Annotated in this window: 15 protein-coding genes and 1 pseudogene; 11 read left to right on the top strand and 5 right to left on the bottom strand. The window is 61.7% G+C overall.

Annotated elements, in window-relative coordinates:
• Nucleotides 1–85 precede the first annotated feature (85 nt).
• From FPZ54_RS13605 to FPZ54_RS13585, 5 genes are all read left to right on the top strand, one after another.
• The gene (locus FPZ54_RS13605) at nucleotides 86–3100 is read left to right on the top strand and encodes a TonB-dependent receptor (protein ID WP_145848037.1); all 3015 of its coding nucleotides are present in this window, start codon (nucleotides 86–88) and stop codon (nucleotides 3098–3100) included.
• Nucleotides 3101–3423: 323 nt separating this feature from the next.
• Complete coding sequence (locus FPZ54_RS13600; RefSeq protein ID WP_145848035.1) at nucleotides 3424–4140, top strand: alpha/beta fold hydrolase; 717 nt, start codon at nucleotides 3424–3426, stop codon at nucleotides 4138–4140.
• 172 nt (nucleotides 4141–4312) lie between these two features.
• Nucleotides 4313–4693: a thioredoxin family protein gene (locus FPZ54_RS13595; RefSeq protein WP_239019582.1), complete on the top strand. Its 381-nt coding sequence runs from the start codon at nucleotides 4313–4315 to the stop codon at nucleotides 4691–4693.
• Nucleotides 4694–4697: 4 nt separating this feature from the next.
• Nucleotides 4698–5423 (top strand): cytochrome c biogenesis CcdA family protein, encoded by a 726-nt coding sequence (locus FPZ54_RS13590; protein ID WP_145848033.1) that lies wholly within the window; start codon nucleotides 4698–4700, stop codon nucleotides 5421–5423.
• Nucleotides 5424–5614: 191 nt separating this feature from the next.
• Nucleotides 5615–6487, top strand: coding sequence for an SDR family oxidoreductase (locus FPZ54_RS13585; protein WP_145848031.1), 873 nt, complete (start codon nucleotides 5615–5617; stop codon nucleotides 6485–6487).
• 959 nt (nucleotides 6488–7446) lie between these two features.
• On the opposite strand, the gene FPZ54_RS13580 is transcribed toward FPZ54_RS13585, so the two are convergent.
• On the bottom strand, nucleotides 7447–8193 hold the full coding sequence (locus tag FPZ54_RS13580) for a LuxR family transcriptional regulator (protein ID WP_145848029.1): 747 nt from the start codon (nucleotides 8191–8193) through the stop codon (nucleotides 7447–7449).
• Between the two features lie 498 nt (nucleotides 8194–8691).
• Here FPZ54_RS13580 and FPZ54_RS13575 point away from each other — a divergent pair, with 498 nt between their 5' ends.
• On the top strand, nucleotides 8692–9177 hold the full coding sequence (locus FPZ54_RS13575) for a peptide-methionine (S)-S-oxide reductase (RefSeq protein WP_145848028.1): 486 nt from the start codon (nucleotides 8692–8694) through the stop codon (nucleotides 9175–9177).
• 266 nt (nucleotides 9178–9443) lie between these two features.
• Here the strand turns inward: FPZ54_RS13575 and FPZ54_RS20355 are convergent, their stop codons facing one another.
• Nucleotides 9444–10733 (bottom strand): hypothetical protein, encoded by a 1290-nt coding sequence (locus tag FPZ54_RS20355; RefSeq protein WP_222428309.1) that lies wholly within the window; start codon nucleotides 10731–10733, stop codon nucleotides 9444–9446.
• 290 nt (nucleotides 10734–11023) lie between these two features.
• Between FPZ54_RS20355 and FPZ54_RS13565 the strand changes: the two genes are divergently transcribed.
• The 3 genes and pseudogenes from FPZ54_RS13565 to FPZ54_RS20485 form a co-directional block, all read left to right on the top strand.
• Nucleotides 11024–11800, top strand: a complete 777-nt coding sequence (locus tag FPZ54_RS13565; protein WP_145848026.1) for a cytochrome b/b6 domain-containing protein — start codon at nucleotides 11024–11026, stop codon at nucleotides 11798–11800.
• Complete coding sequence (locus FPZ54_RS13560; RefSeq protein ID WP_145848024.1) at nucleotides 11797–12558, top strand: molybdopterin-binding protein; 762 nt, start codon at nucleotides 11797–11799, stop codon at nucleotides 12556–12558. Before FPZ54_RS13565 ends, FPZ54_RS13560 begins: the two co-directional genes overlap by 4 nt.
• A gap of 183 nt (nucleotides 12559–12741) precedes the next feature.
• Nucleotides 12742–12909, top strand: a pseudogene (locus FPZ54_RS20485) (hypothetical protein); the annotation flags it as partial.
• 11 nt (nucleotides 12910–12920) lie between these two features.
• Here the strand turns inward: FPZ54_RS20485 and FPZ54_RS20220 are convergent.
• Nucleotides 12921–13061: a hypothetical protein gene (locus tag FPZ54_RS20220; protein ID WP_239019581.1), complete on the bottom strand. Its 141-nt coding sequence runs from the start codon at nucleotides 13059–13061 to the stop codon at nucleotides 12921–12923.
• Between the two features lie 254 nt (nucleotides 13062–13315).
• Here FPZ54_RS20220 and msrB point away from each other — a divergent pair, with 254 nt between their 5' ends.
• Complete coding sequence (gene msrB, locus FPZ54_RS13550) at nucleotides 13316–13822, top strand: peptide-methionine (R)-S-oxide reductase MsrB (RefSeq protein WP_145848022.1); 507 nt, start codon at nucleotides 13316–13318, stop codon at nucleotides 13820–13822.
• A 525-nt stretch (nucleotides 13823–14347) separates the two neighbouring features.
• Here msrB and FPZ54_RS20480 read toward each other — a convergent pair.
• Complete coding sequence (locus FPZ54_RS20480) at nucleotides 14348–14542, bottom strand: SDR family NAD(P)-dependent oxidoreductase (RefSeq protein WP_145848020.1); 195 nt, start codon at nucleotides 14540–14542, stop codon at nucleotides 14348–14350.
• 140 nt (nucleotides 14543–14682) lie between these two features.
• Complete coding sequence (locus FPZ54_RS13535; RefSeq protein WP_145848018.1) at nucleotides 14683–15660, bottom strand: LysR family transcriptional regulator; 978 nt, start codon at nucleotides 15658–15660, stop codon at nucleotides 14683–14685.
• 219 nt (nucleotides 15661–15879) lie between these two features.
• On the opposite strand from FPZ54_RS13535, the gene FPZ54_RS13530 reads away from it, so the two are divergent.
• A complete protein-coding gene (locus FPZ54_RS13530) occupies nucleotides 15880–16746 on the top strand; it encodes an alpha/beta fold hydrolase (protein WP_222428308.1) in 867 nt (288 codons plus the stop codon).
• Nucleotides 16747–16772: the final 26 nt, after the last annotated feature.

Here is a 16772-nt window from a genome sequence, read left to right as displayed (position 1 = left end):
GTCACGTAAAAGAAATGTTTTTTTTTGATGTCGGGTTCGATCATTTCCCCCGTCATTTCCCCAGAGTCCACTCAAGGGGGAAACCATGATTGTTCCGCGTCACTTTACGCATCTGCTGCTCTGTTCGGTCGCTTTCTGCAACGTCGCCTGGGATCCAGCGCTTGCTCAGGCCACCACTTTGGCAAGTGCGCGCCAGTTCGATTTCGATCTGCCCGCACAGCCCCTTGGCAGTGCGCTACTTCAATTCTCGCGCGTGACCGGGCTCCAGGTGGCCACGTCTCCGGACTTGCTGAACGGGATGCGCAGCACGCCCCTGCGAGGCCGTATGACCGCGGCGCAGGCGCTGCGCCGGCTGATGTCAGGAAGCAGTATTGACGGACGGATCGTCGGCGATACCGTGACCGTCACACGGCGGCGCGTGGCAGGTAAGCCGGTGTCGCGCGCAACGCAGGCGGCGAGCAGCAGGACTGCAGACCCGACCGCTGCGGGTGCCTTGCAGAATGACGACCTCACGCCCGCAGCGACCGAGATCGTCGTCACAGGCTTTCGCGAGAGTCTTGCAAAGGCGCAAGAGTTGAAGAAGGCCGCCACGGGCACTTCCGATGTGATCGTCGCTCAGGACATCGCCGCATTTCCCGATCAGAACCTGGCGGAGGCGCTGCAGCGCATCGCCGGCGTCGCGATCACGCGCGACAGCGGCGAGGGGCGCCAGATTTCACTGCGCGGGCTGGGACCCGAGTTCACCCGCACCCAACTCAACGGGATGGAGGTGCTGACCAACACAGCGTCCGGCCTGGACAGCCGCGGCGCGATCAGCCGCAGCCGCTCTTTCGATTACAGCGTGTTCGCTTCCGAACTGTTCAATCAGGTCACGGTCCAAAAGTCCTTCGCCGCCGAGCAGGATGAGGGCGGGATCGGCGGCACCATTGGGCTGCGCACGGCCAAGCCGTTCGACTATGCCGGTCTGACCGCCGTCGTATCCGCCAAGGGCCAGGTCAATGAGCATACCAAGACGCTGACGCCCCGCGCGGTTGGCTTGATCTCGAACCGCTGGGGCGATTTCGGCGCGCTGCTGTCGGTCGCGTATAGTTCCGCCGACACGATCGAATATGGCTTTCGCAACATAAACTGGTCGCAGATCAATTTCGGCGCGGCTAATGTCGGACCCAACATCTCGGCCGAGATCCGCGATAAACTGGTCAACGCGAGTGGAGCCGATCGGGTCTGGAGCAGCCGGCAGCAGACCTATGCGACCTGGTTCGCCAAGCGCGAACGCCTGGGGATCACCGGCGCGCTGCAATATCACCCCGATGACCGGACCGACGTGACGCTGGACATTCTCTACGGCAAGCTGACGAACGACCGCCACAATACTGCGATTGGTTCTGGCGGCACCAACGGCGTCGCCGCCAACGATATTCGTGGTACCCAGGTCATCACCGACGTAACGCTGGACCGCTACAATTCTATTGTCGCCGCCTCGTTCGATAATGTCGATTTCCGCAGCGAGTCGCGACTAAGCGAGGACGCGACCGAATTCTGGCAAGTCGTGCTCAACGGTCGCACTGACCTGACGGACAATGTGCAGTTGTCGGGCCTAGCCGGCTGGTCAAAGTCGAACTTCAACGGTTCGTATGATCAGACCTGGCTAGAAACGGTTGGCAAAAGCTTTTCGTTCGACGTCAATATCGACAAGCCGCGGACGATGTATGGCTTCGACATCACCGATCCAGCCACCGGCTGGGACGTCCAGCGGATGGAAACCCGCGCCGACCGGATTCAGAGCGAATTCTACAATGCCGAAGGCCAGCTTGCATGGCGGGTGGGCGAAGGCGCCACCCTTAAGCTGGGCGGCTCGTTCAAGCAGTTCGAGAACTCGGCATGGCAGCGGCGCCTCACCTTTGTATACGAGGATCTTCCCGGCGTGCCGCAGGTCCCGACCATGCTGGTGCCGCGCAGTTCGATCGTACCGTATCTAATCGCCGACGTGCGCGGCGCCTATGCCACGCTTAATCCGGACACGCGCCTCGATGCCGGAGACACCATCGCCGGCTCAGACTTCTCGATCCGCGAGCGGACCTATAGCGGCTTCGGCCAGTTCGACATGGCGGGTGAGATTGCAGGCATCGGTGTGCGCGCCAATGTGGGCCTGCGCTATTTCCGGACGACGCTGACGTCGAAAGGTACCGCGATCACCGGCGGAACGCTGACGCCCGTGACGGTAGAGAATAGCTATGATGATTTTCTGCCTGCGTTGAACGTGGCGTTCGACCTCGATCGCTCGCTCGTGTTTCGGGTCGGTGCGGCCCGCAACATCAGCCGCGCCGGGCTTGGCGACATGCGTGCCGCCGCCACGCTAAACCTCGCCGCGTTCGGCGGCACCATCAGCGCCGGCAACCCGTTTCTCACGCCATTCCGCGCGGACTCGATCGATGCATCGCTTGAATATTATGACGGCGAGCGCGGCTTCCTGGCAATCGGCGCCTTCTACAAGAATATGGATTCGTTTATCACTACGGAAACCACCCCGGTGCCGTACAACAGCACCGGCTATCCGCTGTCGCTGCTGACCGACGGGCAGGCACCGGACGTGCTGATCAACTTCACCCGGCCAGTGAATGGCCCGGGCGCGTCGATCAAGGGTATAGAGATCGCCGGCAAGCGCGATTTCGATTTCCTTCCCGGCCCGCTCAGGCACCTCGGCGCGCTCGGCAACCTGACGATCGCCGACGGATCGAGCGATGTGCTCTATTCGGGACGACCGGTCGATCTGCCGTTGCCCAACCTCTCCAAATTCTCCGCCAATGCGACGCTCTACTTCGAAACCGAGCGCTGGGGCGTTCGCGGATCGGCCGCGATCCGGGGCAAGTATCGCGTTGGCACTGGTGGCAACGGTAACATCGGCGAATTCTTTCCCAGCACCCAGAACTATGACGCCTCGGCCTATTTCAATCTGACGCCGCGATTGAAGCTGACGGTAGAGGCGATCAACATCACCGACCAGCAGATCGTCCAATATGCCGATCGCGATGCCCAGCGCCTGATGACGAATACGGTCAGCGGCCGCACCATCCTCTTTGGTGCAACCATGCGCTTTTGAAGAACTCTGACTGCCTCGTGATCGGTGCCATCACGAGGCAGTCAGAATAACTCCATTCTGTGTTCGAGCGGCAAGGGTGAGGTTCCCATTTGCAAACTCGTGCGATGAAAGATCATGTCAGGCGTGATGCACCGTTCGGGGCCGCCTTTTGGAATGCAGACCGTCAGTAGTTATCGCTTCAGACGACCCTTCGCGCTTCAATGGCCGCACCGGGTTTGCCGCTGGCTCGAACTCCTGAGAATGTGGAGCCGCCAGCTTCGATCCGATGCGAAGCGACCAAGCGATCCGTTCGGATGTACTATTTTTGATCGGGAGACGCCTGGATGCCCGCGTTCTTCATTCACGGCGTGCCTGAAACGCACGATATTTGGACGCCCGTGATTGAACGCTTGTCTCGAGATGACATCATCGCCGAAAATTTGCCGGGCTTTTGCGCACCATCGCCCGACGGCTTCGCAGCGACGAAGGAGGCATATGTTGATCGGCTGATCGATCGAATTGAGGCGGTCGGCACGCCAGTTGACCTGGTCATGCATGATTGGGGCTGCATCCTGGGTGTACGCGTCGCGTCGCTGCGGCCTGCATTGATTCGTAGTTGGACAGGCGGGGGCGGATCGGTCGATCCCGCGCAACAAAGGCATCCGCTGGCGAAGGTCTGGCAGACTCCTGGATTGGGCGAAGCCTTCTTCGCAGAACTCGATCGCGACGTGCTGATCGAGCGGTTGCGCGCCGATGGCGTACCATATGATCTGTCGCCAAAGGTTATCGGGCGGATCGACGCCACGATGGCCGACAGCATCCTTCGGCTCTATCGATCGGCCCTGACCGTCGGCAAGGAATGGCAGCCCGATCTGGCGCGGATCACCGCACCGGGTCTCGTGCACGGCCGGCGGGACAAAGCTTGCCTACAATCCAGCGCCGAAAGGCTGGCCGCGGATACCAAGTCGCCGCTGCTGCTGTTTGACGCCGGCCATTGGTTTCCGCTCGAGAGTCCAGCTGAAGTGGCCGCCGCGCTTGAAGCGCATTGGGCTAAACAATGATGACGCGATCTTTCTGCGATGGTGCGCCGACCATCATAATCAGGAGTGCGCGCAGTCGCTATGCGCCGGTACTAACCTCGCCGGGCCCGTAACCGTTCGCGCCCTGCGTGCGAATACCGACAGGAGCACACCTGCTTCCCGTTCGCCTCGAGGTATCGCTATGCATAGACTGTTGCCCTTTGCCGCCCCCGTGATCGTTGTCGCCGCTGCCGTGGCACCGGCACAGGCGGCAACCCTGAAGCCGTTTGACCAAAAGGCGTTTGCGGCCGCGCAAGCCGCAGGCAAGCCGATCCTTGTAGAGGTTCACGCGCCTTGGTGCCCGATATGCCGCGCTCAGGGCAAAGCGATCGCCAAGTTGACCGCCAACGGCGCGCATAAGGACCTCGTCATCTTCCGGATCGATTACGATACCCAGAAACCGCTTTGGCAACGGTTCGGTGCGCAAAAACAGTCCACGCTGATCGCCTTTCGCGGCAAGCGAGAAACCGATCGCGTCTCGTATCAGTCGGACGAACGCCGGATCGCCGTATTGCTCGCGGCGACGCGAGGCTGACAAGGTGGACAGCCTGCTCAATCCCGTGCTCGGCTTTGCCGCCGGAGCGCTGACGATCCTGTCGCCCTGTGTCCTGCCTCTGATCCCGATTGTACTTGGCAGTGCCGCGCAAACACACCGTCTCGGGCCATTCGCGCTCGCGGGCGGGTTGGTCGTCAGCTTCACGGTGGTCGGATTTGGCCTCGCCACGGTGGGAAGCGCGATCGGCATCGACGCGGAGGTGCTGCGCTATTTCGGCGCGGCGCTTCTTGGGCTGTTTGGGCTTGCGCTGCTGGTCCCGCAGCTGCGGATGGCGCTCGAAATCGCCGCCGCACCTGCCGCCAGCTGGGCCGGGGCCCGGCAGGACGGGCTGGAGAGACATGGCTTGGCCGGCCAGGCGGCGATCGGTGCCCTGCTCGGGATCGTGTGGAGCCCATGCGTCGGACCGACGCTCGGGGCAGCGACCGTCCTTGCCGCTGACGGCCAGAGTCTTGGCGCGGCCGCCGTGGTGATGTTCGCATTTGGACTTGGCATTGCCAGCGTCATGCTAGCCATTGCGCTTGCCGGTCGGTCAGTGATGACAAAATTGCGTTCGCGTCTGCTGCACGCGGGTGATACCGGCCGGCGTCTCTTGGGTGCGCTGCTTCTTGTTGTTGCCGTGGCGATCGGGACCGGGCTTGACCGGGCGATCGAAGCCGTCATCCTCGACCATTCGCCGGACTGGCTGATCACCGTCAGTACCGCGTTTTGAAGACGCGTTTCAAAGTCATCTGGAACCTGCACTGCTTGGGATTTTGCCAAGCAGCCACGCCGTCGTCATGAGGCGGGCGTCGGAAATCCGCTAGCCCGGCTCTTCAAAGCGTTGCTGACGGACGCCGCGCCACACCGGATTTACGGCGATGTGGCGCGCGCTCCACCAGTCCAAAAACAAGCGGAGTTCTTATGACCGGCAGACCCCCAGCAAGTCCGCGCCATTGCTTGGCGGTTGTCACTGGCGCATCGAGCGGCATTGGCGCCGCGACAGCCCGCGAACTGGCGATGGCAGGTTACCACGTATTGGCTGGCGTTCGCCGCAGCGAGGATGCGGACGCGCTCCAAGCCACGAATCTGGAGCCGATCATGCTCGACATAACGGACGAGGCTGCGATCGCAGCATTGGTACAACGTATCGATGCCGATCCCGAGCGTCGTCCGCTTGGAGCGCTCGTGAATAACGCGGGAGTAGCGATCAACGCCCCTTTAGAAGCCTACAAGTTGGACGCGTTGCGCCGCTTGTTCGAAGTCAACCTCTTTGGCCATGTCGCGATGATTCAGGCATTGCTGCCAGCCTTGATCGAAAGTCGCGGCACGATCGTCAACATTTCATCGGTTGGTGGCAAGGTGGCGATGCCGACTTACGGTCCGTACGCAGGCACCAAGTTTGCTCTGGAGGCGATCAGCGACTCCTTGCGCCGCGAGGTCGCTCCGCTTGGTGTCAGGGTCGTTGTGGTCGAGCCAGGTGCGATCACGACTGGCATGCTCAAACAGGTAGGAGGCAGGGGAGCTAAGGTTGTGGACGCAATGACGCCCATACACCGCGACCGCTCTGCAGCGCTCATGCACGCGGTCGTTGCGCAAGCCGAGGCGTCCGTGGCAAGCGGAGCACCGCCTGAGGAGGCCGCCCGTATCATCGCACACGCGATTATCAGCCCGCGCCCCAGGACCAGGTACACGGTTGGTCGTGGCACCGGGATGATCGTCAAGCTTACCAGGCTCGTGTCGGATCGTGTGCTCGACCGCATTCTCGCAGCAAACCTCAAGCCGTATTTCCGATGAACAAGGATCGAGCGTCGTCCAAAGCTGCCGCACTGATGACTCGCAGGGATCCAGCCGCTACCCGGTGAAGCGGCTGGCCGAGACCGGATTCAGCAAAAAAAGCGATGGCAGCATCGGGCCTTGGGCGATGATTCGCCGGAGTGAATCGCCGCGAACGCCCCCCGGGGCAGCGGGCGCAACCCATTCGACCAGGTCGGCGCATCCGCGCATCATGGCGGCGACATTTTCCGCCAGTGCGAGTGATCGTCCCTGGCGCAACAGACCGCAGCTGCGGCACCGGCCGCGACCCAGACCTCACCGACACCTAGAGGAAAGCCATCTTCCAGCAACCGGTGTGGGATCGGACACTCCTTTATGTCCCAGAACCAGCGGCTGCAGATGGGGTAAAGACCTCCGCCAGAAATCGCTCCCTCAATAGCCCGCATAGCTGCCTTCTGGCGGCTGCGCCGCGCCCGGCGGGAGCCTGGGATTCTCGATTTCGGGCTCGGGCCATTCCGGTTCGCTCCCCGGTGACGAGCGGCCAGAGAGGGTCCCGCACGATGCGCAGCACCTCCCCACCTCCCACCTCTTTCCGGTAATAGGGACCAGGCTTGGAACCGATCATGGGTCATGAGCAGCCGGCCACGCTGCGCCTAAGCATTGCGCTAGCTTGCGGGGTCGTTGTCGCCGGGATTACGGCCCAATGTTACTCGACGATCCGCTCCAATCAGACCACCACCACATCGTCAGGCGACCCGTACCTTCCCCGCTCGCGTCCAGTTCTGAATTTGCCCGGATTGCTAGCAACATCCGCGAACGCGTCCGTGCCACCACCCGGCACGACGCTCGGCTGGCCGCGCTCAAGAAACCGGCGCTATCGCACCACCAGGCTGTGCGAGACGATAGGGGTCGGGCGGAAGGGATCTGGAACCGGATACGCGATCTGGATGATGGATTATCACTTCGTCCAAAGGCGGTTGCTAGTAGATGAAGATATCGGAGAAGCAGATGCTGCCGTCGAACAATGCCATGACGGCAAGATGTGCGCGCTTTTGCACCCCATAACGTTCACGTGCATGCTTGAGATGCTGGATGACCGTGTCGTGGCTTACACCAAGGATGCGCGAAATCTCCCAGTCGGTCTTGCCGCGTGCCGCCCAGAGCACACAGCCGCGCTGCCTGTCGGTCATGGGCACGGTTGGTTGCGGCGCCCGCCGGGGCTGGCCAATGCGCCGCGCTGCCTCGAACGCCATGCCACCGATAAGCTGAGCGACCATTGACGTATCCGCGGGACAGCGCTCATCGCTGCAAACCGCAAAGGAGCAGGAGCCATTATATTCTCCGGGTACATGGGCGGGAACCGTGAAGCCGTCGCCGATACCGGCCCGGCGTGCCGCGCGGAGCACGTCGTGATCGCCAATCGTCAGCTGGATCATCGCGGGCACATGCGACCAGCTGAAGCCGGTGCTTGTCACATGGCTCGCGCGATGGATCGGATCGAGCCGCCCCAAGGCGCGCTCGTCGAACCACGCTTCCCACTGCGACGGGTAGTTATGGAGCCGGATGCCGGACGTGAGGCCATGTCCGAAATCGACATGCTGGCTCAGCGCGAAATATCGAAACCCCATTTCACGGGTGCATTCCGACAACGCGTCGAATAATTCATCCAGCCCGCTCGCCTTGCATGCGATCAGTTCAAATGTCTCCGCTAGAATGAACGCTGACATACCCGCTCGCTATCGATCGCAGGGTGTCCCAACGCACCACGTGCCATGATCAATTAACGAAATCGGACACTGCTTCTCAAGGCAGTGCAGTATTTATCGAAACGATGATTTTCAGCAAACTCAAAATCTTGATAATTCGGTCAGAACCAAGGTGTCATAGATTTAAAACACGCCTTGGCCTCTAATCATGAGCTTCATAGCGCTGTGCTTGCGTGACTACCCACAATCAGCGGGCATCAATCAGCCTGACGAAAAGGCTGGGCGCCGGCGGCCGGCGCGGTTTACCACCTGCACATCGACTATATGAACTCTATATATGCGTGACGCATATAGTTCAAGGACGACTTGCATGATGCGAGCAGGTCGCAATGCCTGAAACAAGCGCTCGTTCGGCATTTTCGCGGGCAATGGCGCTGCCGCTCTGGGTGAAGAAAATGCCAGGTCATGCAACGTGGGCTATTCACTCTCCCTGATCATCAGGAAAGCTTGGAAACGGAGATGGAGAAAATCGGTTTCGGCGGAGGTTGTCACTGGTGCACGGAGGGCGTGTTCCAGGCGATCCGCGGCGTGCAGCAGGTCGATCAGGGGTTCATTCGCTCTGATGCGCCAGCCGACACCTGGGCGGAGGCGGTCGTGATTCACTTCGATGCGGCGCAGATTGATCTCGCGACGCTTCTGGAAATTCACCTGCGGACTCATTCAGCCGCGAAACCCTTCGTGCCAGGCGGCAAGTACCGCACCGCCGCCTACACCTTCAACGACGCCCAGGCGTCCATGCTGGAGGGCGCAATATCGTCGCTGGCATTGGCATTCGACAAACCGCTCTCGACAACTGTCCTGCCGTTCCGCGAGTTCAAGCCTTCGGACGCCCGGTATCAGAACTATTATGCGACAGATCCGCAGAGGCCCTTCTGCAAACGCTATATCGATCCGAAGCTCGCTTATATTAGGAAGAACTTCGCCAAGGTCACGCGGTCGGTCTAGGCCACCGCGATCCCATTGTCTCCGCCGGTATCGCGTACACTGCGCTCGCCGTGCACGGCGGCTAGCGCGAGGGAGGAGCATCAAGCTGCCCCCGACACGCTTACCGGTGCAACTGCCGCCCCGGCCTGGGCGCAGTCCTTAAGCTGCAGATCACCTATCGGGGCGATAATATGCATATTGAAGAAGCCCTAATAGCTGCGATCCGCGCTTTCATCGTCCCAAGCAGGACCTAAAGTGGAAATCGCGGATCGCCTCGGCACAAGCACTCACGGTGTCTGTGCGAGCACACGGAAGTCGTCGATCCAGGCATAGTTGAAATCGGCCTTGCCATTAGGCCTGCGTTGAACCGTGATCGGAGCATAAACGCCATTCAGAATCCAGGTTGGTTTGTCGGGTCCATAATCCACGCCCATTTCGGGCGACTGCTTGAAGGCATAGGTCGCGACAGCCAACTGCTTGGTGTCGCGGAAGATCTTCATCTGGTTGGCCAGAAAGCGTTTGCGGTTCTCGAACCAGGGGCTCATCGATAGGAACTCGTCCCACTTCGCCTTGGCGAACGGGTTGTCGACCGCAGATCGGATCACCTGCCAGTTCTGGGTTGTGCGCGGCAGGCCGTATTTGTCGGCGAAGCCTGCCGAGATCGCCTTGGTGGAATTTTCGCGCCACCAGTGGACGAGCGAGAATTCCGTCGCAATGAAGCGCTGATCGGGCCGCATGCGCGGCAGGATGTAATCGAGGAACGCCTTCGATGCCTCGATCGCCGGGACGTGCGGATGGATGTCGACGCCGTCAATCTCCGGGGTGGCCTTGACGTATTGCATCCAGCGCTCGACTGAGGGCGTGATGTTGCTGGCCAGGTCCAGCCGGTTAAGCGCACCCATGTAGAGCCGTGTGTTGCAGGTGTCGCCACACGACTGGGCGCGATAGGCGATCGCCCGGGCGGCCATTGTTTCGTAGAAGACGTTGAGGTCATCGTCCTGCTGCTGGGTCAGCGTGTCGATATAGGGTTCGTTGCCGATCACCAGGATGTCGACCTTCCCCATCACGCGCTGAAGGATCACGTCGAGGCGATCCAGCTCGCGCTGCATGTTGGCGGTGTCGGGCCTGGGGAAATCGCGGTCGAGGAAGGACCATTTGATCGACAGGACGGTCTTGAACCCGTTGCTGTTTGCCGCAAGCGTGGCGTTGAGCGCGGCGTCGCGCGTCGGCAGCGCCGGACCGACGAAGATGCGCAGCCACTTGGCATTGGCTTCACGCATTTCGTCATAATCGATGTCGTCATAATGTTCGTTGAAATTTGCGCCGATCGCGCCGCCGAAGTCGACGGCCCCGGTCGGTGTGGGTGTCGGTGACGGCGAAGGGCTCGGCGCCGGCGTGGGAGTCGGTGTCGGAGCGACGATTACACCGCCGCCCGCGTTACCGCCGCTCTGGCCACCACCTGAACAGCTGGACAACGCTCCGGCCGCACAGCCTGCAACCAGACCGAGCAGGACGCGGCGGCTCACGCGGGGCATCGCCACGCTTTGCGGTCGCGTCGAAGTTTGAAATGCCTTCATTGGCCCCTCCTGACTTACACATTAATTATCATATAAGTCGTATTCATATGCAATTCATTGATGATTGAGAAGGGGCATCCCGAATTTTTGCCTCTCATGTGCGCCCCACCTTTGTCGCGAGCTTCCGGCACCCGGTAGGCATATGATCGCGTCAGCCTCCCGTCGGACGCCGCATCGGCGCCAGCAGCCATCGTCATTCGGCCAAATGCGGCGAACGTCGTCGCCGATGTAACCAGAGCGGGCGGCGCGACGAAAAGACAAATAGTCCCCGTCTGCGCTTGAGGATATCGATGGCTGATCCCGCAAAGCCCTTCACCGGTCCCAAGACACTTTCCGACGACCACGATCAAGGTGGCGAGCTTGTCTACAAGCACCGGTTGGCGACCAGGCTGTGGCACTGGGTCAACGCGGTGACGGTCATCGTTCTGCTGATGAGCGGGCTGACGATCTCCAATGCGCATCCCCATCTCTATTGGGGTGCGTTCGGCGCGAACAACGATCACGCATGGCTGCACCTTCCGCACTTTCCAGGCTGGTCGACCATCCCGTCGGCCTACAATCTGGCGCTCGGGCGCAACTGGCACCTGTTCTTTGCGTGGATCTTTGCGTTCGGCCTGCTCGGACACATGATCGCCGGTCTGGTGAATCGGCATATCCAGCGCGACCTGACACTCACGCGCAGCGAAGTGGCGCCGCGGCATCTGTGGCAGGAAGTGAAGGACCACGCCCGGCTCCGTTTCCCCACGGGCAAGGCTGCGCTGTCCTACAACGTAATCCAGAAGATGACGTACATCGCCGTTCTTTTCGTACTTTTCCCGCTTATGATTGTCAGCGGCCTGTCAATGTCGCCAGGCTTCAACGCCGTCATGCATTGGCCGATGGACCTGGTCGGCGGGCGCGCATCGATGCGCTCGATTCATTTTGTGACCGCTGGCCTGATCGCGTTGTTCATCGTCGTGCATCTGCTGCTCGTGCTGCTGGCCGGCCCGTATAACGAGATACGATCAATGATCACCGGGTGGTTCAAGGTTCCGCACGAGAGCGATCCGCAGGAGGAAGCAGCATGAGCCGCATCATCACGCGCCGCACGGTGTTGGCGGGCATCACGGCGGGCGCCGGCGCGCTCCTGTCCGGGTGCGATCAGTTGGGCCGGGACGAGCGGTTCAAGGCACTGCTGAAGACCGGCGAACGCGGCAATGAGGCGCTGCAGCGCTTGCTCCAGAACCGTACGGCACTGGCGCAAGAATTCCGACCAGACCAGCGCTCGCCGATCTTCCGCGCCAACGGGACCTCGAACCCCGGCGGCGACTATGCCCGTCATCTCGCCAACGGGTTCGCCGACTGGCGGGTCCCGGTCGACGGACTGGTGGCGCACCCGCAAGCCTATAGCGTGGCCCAGTTGCGCGCGATGCCGGCACGATCGCAGATCACACGTCACGATTGCGTCGAGGGGTGGAGCGCCATCGGCAAATGGACCGGCGTTCCGGTCAAGCTGCTGCTCGACCGCGCGGGCGCCAGCCCGCAGGCCCGCTATGTCGTGTTCCACTGCGCCGACGCGAAATCGAATGGAGTCCGATATTATGAATCGATCGACCGGATCGATGCCATCCACCCGCAGACCATCCTTGCCTGGGCGCTAAACGACGAGGCGCTGCCCCCGCAGAACGGCGCCCCGCTGCGCCTGCGGGTGGAGCGTCAACTCGGCTACAAACACGCCAAATATGTCCAGCGTATCGAATTGGTCGAGAGCCTGACTGGCCTGTTCGGCGGCAAGGGCGGCTATTGGGAAGATATGGCCGGATACGAATGGTATGCCGGAATCTGATTCGATGGCGCCCGCCCGGTTTCAGCTGCCCGGCCAAAAGCCGCGCCGCCAAGCGGATTGCGCAGGCGCTGGCGCTGGCGCTGGCGCTGGCGCTGGTATTACCACGCTTCGCTTTGATTTCACCGCTGGGGATCGAGCGAGGGCGAGTTCGCCGACAGCGATTTCGCCGCCAATGTCGATGACCTGGCCGCTGCAGCCGACGATCTCACCAACCAAGGACATGCCCCGTCCATCCTGATCGGCCACTCGCTGGGCGGCACGGAAATAATTGCCGCCGAACAAGGGCCGAGCGCGCGCGCGGTGGTGACCATCGCCCTCCCTCTACCCGGCCCACGTCCTTTCTCACTTCGACGACAGCTCGATCAGGTCGAACAGCCGGCGAGGCGCGAGTCACGCTCAGGGGCCGCACGTTCACGGTCGGTCGCGACTTCCTTGAAGCCGCACGAGGCCAGGATCAGGCCGTGCGCCTGGCGGACGTTGGTCGCGCGCTGCTGGTTACGCACGCAGCGAGCGACGGCATCGTGAGGATCGGCAATGCGCGGCAAATCTTCGTTGCGGCGCGGCGCGGCAAGTCATTCCTCGCACTTGATGGGATGGACCACCTGCTCTTCGACTGGCGGGCGCCGAGCAGGTCGCCGCAACCATCGCGACCTGGGCCAACCGCTATCTGGAGTCCCCGCTCCAGGATCCGATTGCGGCCAGTAGGATCAGGTTTAGCTCCCGTAATCGAACGGCCAAATTGAACGAATGCTCCAAGATGACCCAGATATGTGACCGCCGATCTTTTTTGACGACCAGCGCTTTAACGTTCGCCGGCGGAGTGGCCGCAGCCTATCCCGTGCCAGCGTTAGCCGTTCGACCACAGCCGCTGCGGCTCTCCGATGCCGAATGGCGCCGACGTCTTTCCCCGCCAGCCTATGCGGTGCTTCGACAGCGCAGGACCGAGCGACCGTTCTCTAGCCCGCTTGACCACGAGCATCGTCCGGGCGCTTTCACGTACACCGGCTGCTCGCTCCCGCTGTTCTCTTCGCGCGCGAAGTTTGACAGCCGCACAGGCTGGCCGAGCTTCTGGACGCAAGCTCCCAACGCCACCGCCGAACATCGTGACGCAACGCTTGGCATGATCCGCACAGAGGTACGCTGTGCTCGTTGCAACGGGCATCTCGGGCACGTATTCAACGATGGTCCGAAGCCCACGGGTTTGCGCTATTGCATAAACGGCGTTGCCCTGCGTTTCGCACCCGCGCAGCGAACGTCATCATGATCGGTCGCGCCAAACAGCAAACCGCTGTAGCACCTCTCCAGGCGCGGCCGGCGCGCTTTGCGCGCGGGACATCGCTCGCATGGGCCAAGAGCAGCACGGGCTGACGCAAGGCCGACTCTAACGGTTCGCAGCCTATATGCTCTCGAGCGCTTTTCGTTCTGACCGTAAGCCTCTGGCGCAACCGGCTCGGTTGCTGGCCCAATCTTTGCGTCGCCGGATGGGCGGACAGCATCTGGATTGCTGTCGTCGTTCTACCCGGCTCCGTCGACCCGGTGCGCGGCTTAGTACCTCCCAGCATCTTTGTTGCCGGTGCCGTGCTGACGTTTTTCGGCCGGCAACGAGCCGACGGGACCAAGGTCATAAGGCCGAATGATCGCTAGGAGTCTGCTCCAAGTGGTCTTCCAAATCGGCGAGCGCAGCGTCGGCTGGGGGTATCAGCACGGTTAAGCACCGCCCATTTTTTCCGGCGCTCTTCGTCCGTGCGGACGACTTCCAAGTTGCCTGCTACGGTCGCGCCCACCACCGCTAGAGCGACATCCCGCAGACTTGCCGCTGCTCCTGCGCCAAGCTGGAAATCGTCATCATCGGAGTCTCGGTCGCGGTAGGATATATAGTGAGGACGCTAACTCTCTTTCCGGCGAGCTCGCGCCGCAACGCCTCGCCGAACGAGACGAATCCGGCCTTGGTTGCACGAATAGGTGGCGAAATAAGGTAACGCAATTTGTGCGATCTCGAAGCTTACATTCGCGATAAGTGCGTCGCTGCTCGCGTGCAGCATCGGCAATGCTGCGTGCGTCAACAGAATCGGCCCGCCCATTGACCACGATCATCGGGAGGATTTCGCCTTTCTTCGATCGCTTCTAAATGGCCCGCCCTTGCCCCACCGGGGTTGTTGACGAGGATATCAAGGAGGAGGGCAGCGCCACCATCTGTTTGATGCGTTGCAATTCGTCACGAAGGGCAGGAACTGCATGATCAACGAATGCCCGCAGGGAGGGGAGCTTGCCACGTTCTGGGTGAAAGACCAGATGCGCCGGCTCAGGTGGTGTCTCGAAATCGCTCAGCACCTGAACGAGGCGCCCCTCGGAAAGATACGCTGCCACCTGATAGGAACGAACTCGAACGAGACCATGGCCGCGCAGCGCAGCGTCGATGGCGGCGCTGGCGTTATTCATGCTGAGCCGGGTCTGAACGCGGATCGAGCGCACCCGCGATCCGCTGACGCTGGTGGTTCGAAACGGCCACAGCTCCCCATCTCCGGCAGCGTTCAGGCCGAGACAATCGTGTTCCGCCAGATCCCGGGGACTGGTCGGTAGCCCTACGCGGTCCAAATATTGCGGCGCTGCACAGACCAGCACGCGCAACTCACCGAGCTTGATCGCCGTCAAGGTCGAGTCGGGCAGCGGCGCAAGCCGGATCGCCAGATCGACACCCTCGCCCACCAGGTCGACAAGCCTGTTAAGCAGCAAGATTCGCGCGGAGACGAGAGGCTGCTGGTTAAGGAAGGATTCAAGCACGGGCAACACCTTCAATCGCCCGAACAGTTCCGGTGCAGTAAGGACGATTCTGCCGTTGAGCAGCCCGTTGGTGGTCGCATGCTCCATCTCGCCCAATCTGGCCAGTACATCACGCCAGACGGCGAGATGACGGTCGCCAGCGGGCGTGAGGCGCAGGCGGCGCGTCGAACGCAGCAGCAGGGTTTCGCCGGTAAGCGCTTCGAGGAGCGCTACAGCCCGTGTGACGCTGGCAGGGGAACGTCCGTGCCGCCGGCCCGCAGCGGCCAGCGAGCCTTCATCGACCGCCGTCGCCAGCAGCGCCATCGCATCCAGTTTGTCCATTGTTTCAGATTCCGCAAGCCAGCCGACCGTGTTTCCCACGTTTTCCGGTCGAATGTAACTTGTACATTCGTGGCATCGAATGAGGAATAGATGAACCACGCGCCAGTAACCGCTTCTCGCCGCAACGTCCTCACCTTGATCGCAGCGGCATCGGTGGAGACCTTGCTGCCCCGACTGTCCATCGCGGCGCAGCGCCGCTCCAGCTTGAAGGAGAACCCAATGCCCGCAACCCGCTATCGCACACAAAAGCTTGGCGATGTGGACGTGTTCTACCGTGAAGCGGGTCCCGCCAATGCGCCGGTGATCCTGCTTCTTCATGGCTTCCCGACCTCCAGCCATATGTTCCGCGACCTAATGCCCGAACTGGCCGACAGTTACCGCGTGATCGCACCCGACTTGGCCGGCTTCGGCCTCACGAAGGCGCCCCCGCGCGGGACGTTCGACTACACCTTCGATGCGCTGGCCGATGTCATCGGCGGCTTCGTCGACGCGATGGGGCTGCGGCGCTATGCAATCTACATCTTCGATTACGGCGCGCCGATCGGACTGCGCCTGGCAATGAAGCATCCCGAGCGCGTGACCGCAATCATCACGCAGAACGGCAACGCGTATGTGGAGGGGTTCAGCAAGGAATGGGGGCCGTGGCAGACCTATTGGCGCGAGCCGACACAAGCGCATCGGGAGGCGACGCGCGCCGCGCTTACTGACGATGCGCTCCGCTTCCAGCACGAACATGGCTCGCCCGTGGGCGCGGTGTCGCCGGATGCTTATCTGCTCGACACCTACTTCATGCATCGCCCGGAGGCGCAGGAGATCCAGCTCGATCTGATCCTGAGCTATCGTACCAATGTTGCGCTCTATCCTGACTTCCAGGCGTATCTGCGCAAGCATCGCCCGCCGGTGCTCGCGGTATGGGGCAGGCATGATGCCTTCTTCCTGCCGCCAGGCGCGGAAGCGTACAAGCGCGATGTGCCAGATGCGGAGGTCCATCTCCTCGATACGGGACACTTCGCGCTTGATACGCACCACCGTGAGATCGCTGCGCTGATGCGCGACTTCCTCCGCCGTCGCATCGCCGCGGCGTAGCGGCGCTGTAACCCGCTCACCGGACG

Source organism: Sphingomonas suaedae, assembly GCF_007833215.1.
Classification (GTDB): Bacteria; Pseudomonadota; Alphaproteobacteria; order Sphingomonadales; family Sphingomonadaceae; genus Sphingomonas; species Sphingomonas suaedae.
This window is presented reverse-complemented; position numbering and strand designations above follow the sequence as displayed.

Excerpts from the sequence above, each read along its gene's own strand:
- FPZ54_RS13605 (WP_145848037.1), top strand. The coding sequence starts at position 86 with ATGATTGTTCCGCGTCACTTTACGCATCTGCTGCTCTGTTCGGTCGCT.
- FPZ54_RS13600 (WP_145848035.1), top strand. The coding sequence starts at position 3,424 with ATGCCCGCGTTCTTCATTCACGGCGTGCCTGAAACGCACGATATTTGG.
- FPZ54_RS13585 (WP_145848031.1), top strand. The coding sequence starts at position 5,615 with ATGACCGGCAGACCCCCAGCAAGTCCGCGCCATTGCTTGGCGGTTGTC.
- FPZ54_RS13580 (WP_145848029.1), bottom strand. The coding sequence starts at position 8,193 with ATGTCAGCGTTCATTCTAGCGGAGACATTTGAACTGATCGCATGCAAG.
- FPZ54_RS13575 (WP_145848028.1), top strand. The coding sequence starts at position 8,692 with ATGGAGAAAATCGGTTTCGGCGGAGGTTGTCACTGGTGCACGGAGGGC.
- FPZ54_RS20355 (WP_222428309.1), bottom strand. The coding sequence starts at position 10,733 with ATGAAGGCATTTCAAACTTCGACGCGACCGCAAAGCGTGGCGATGCCC.
- FPZ54_RS13565 (WP_145848026.1), top strand. The coding sequence starts at position 11,024 with ATGGCTGATCCCGCAAAGCCCTTCACCGGTCCCAAGACACTTTCCGAC.
- FPZ54_RS13560 (WP_145848024.1), top strand. The coding sequence starts at position 11,797 with ATGAGCCGCATCATCACGCGCCGCACGGTGTTGGCGGGCATCACGGCG.
- msrB (WP_145848022.1), top strand. The coding sequence starts at position 13,316 with ATGACCCAGATATGTGACCGCCGATCTTTTTTGACGACCAGCGCTTTA.
- FPZ54_RS13535 (WP_145848018.1), bottom strand. The coding sequence starts at position 15,660 with ATGGACAAACTGGATGCGATGGCGCTGCTGGCGACGGCGGTCGATGAA.
- FPZ54_RS13530 (WP_222428308.1), top strand. The coding sequence starts at position 15,880 with ATGCCCGCAACCCGCTATCGCACACAAAAGCTTGGCGATGTGGACGTG.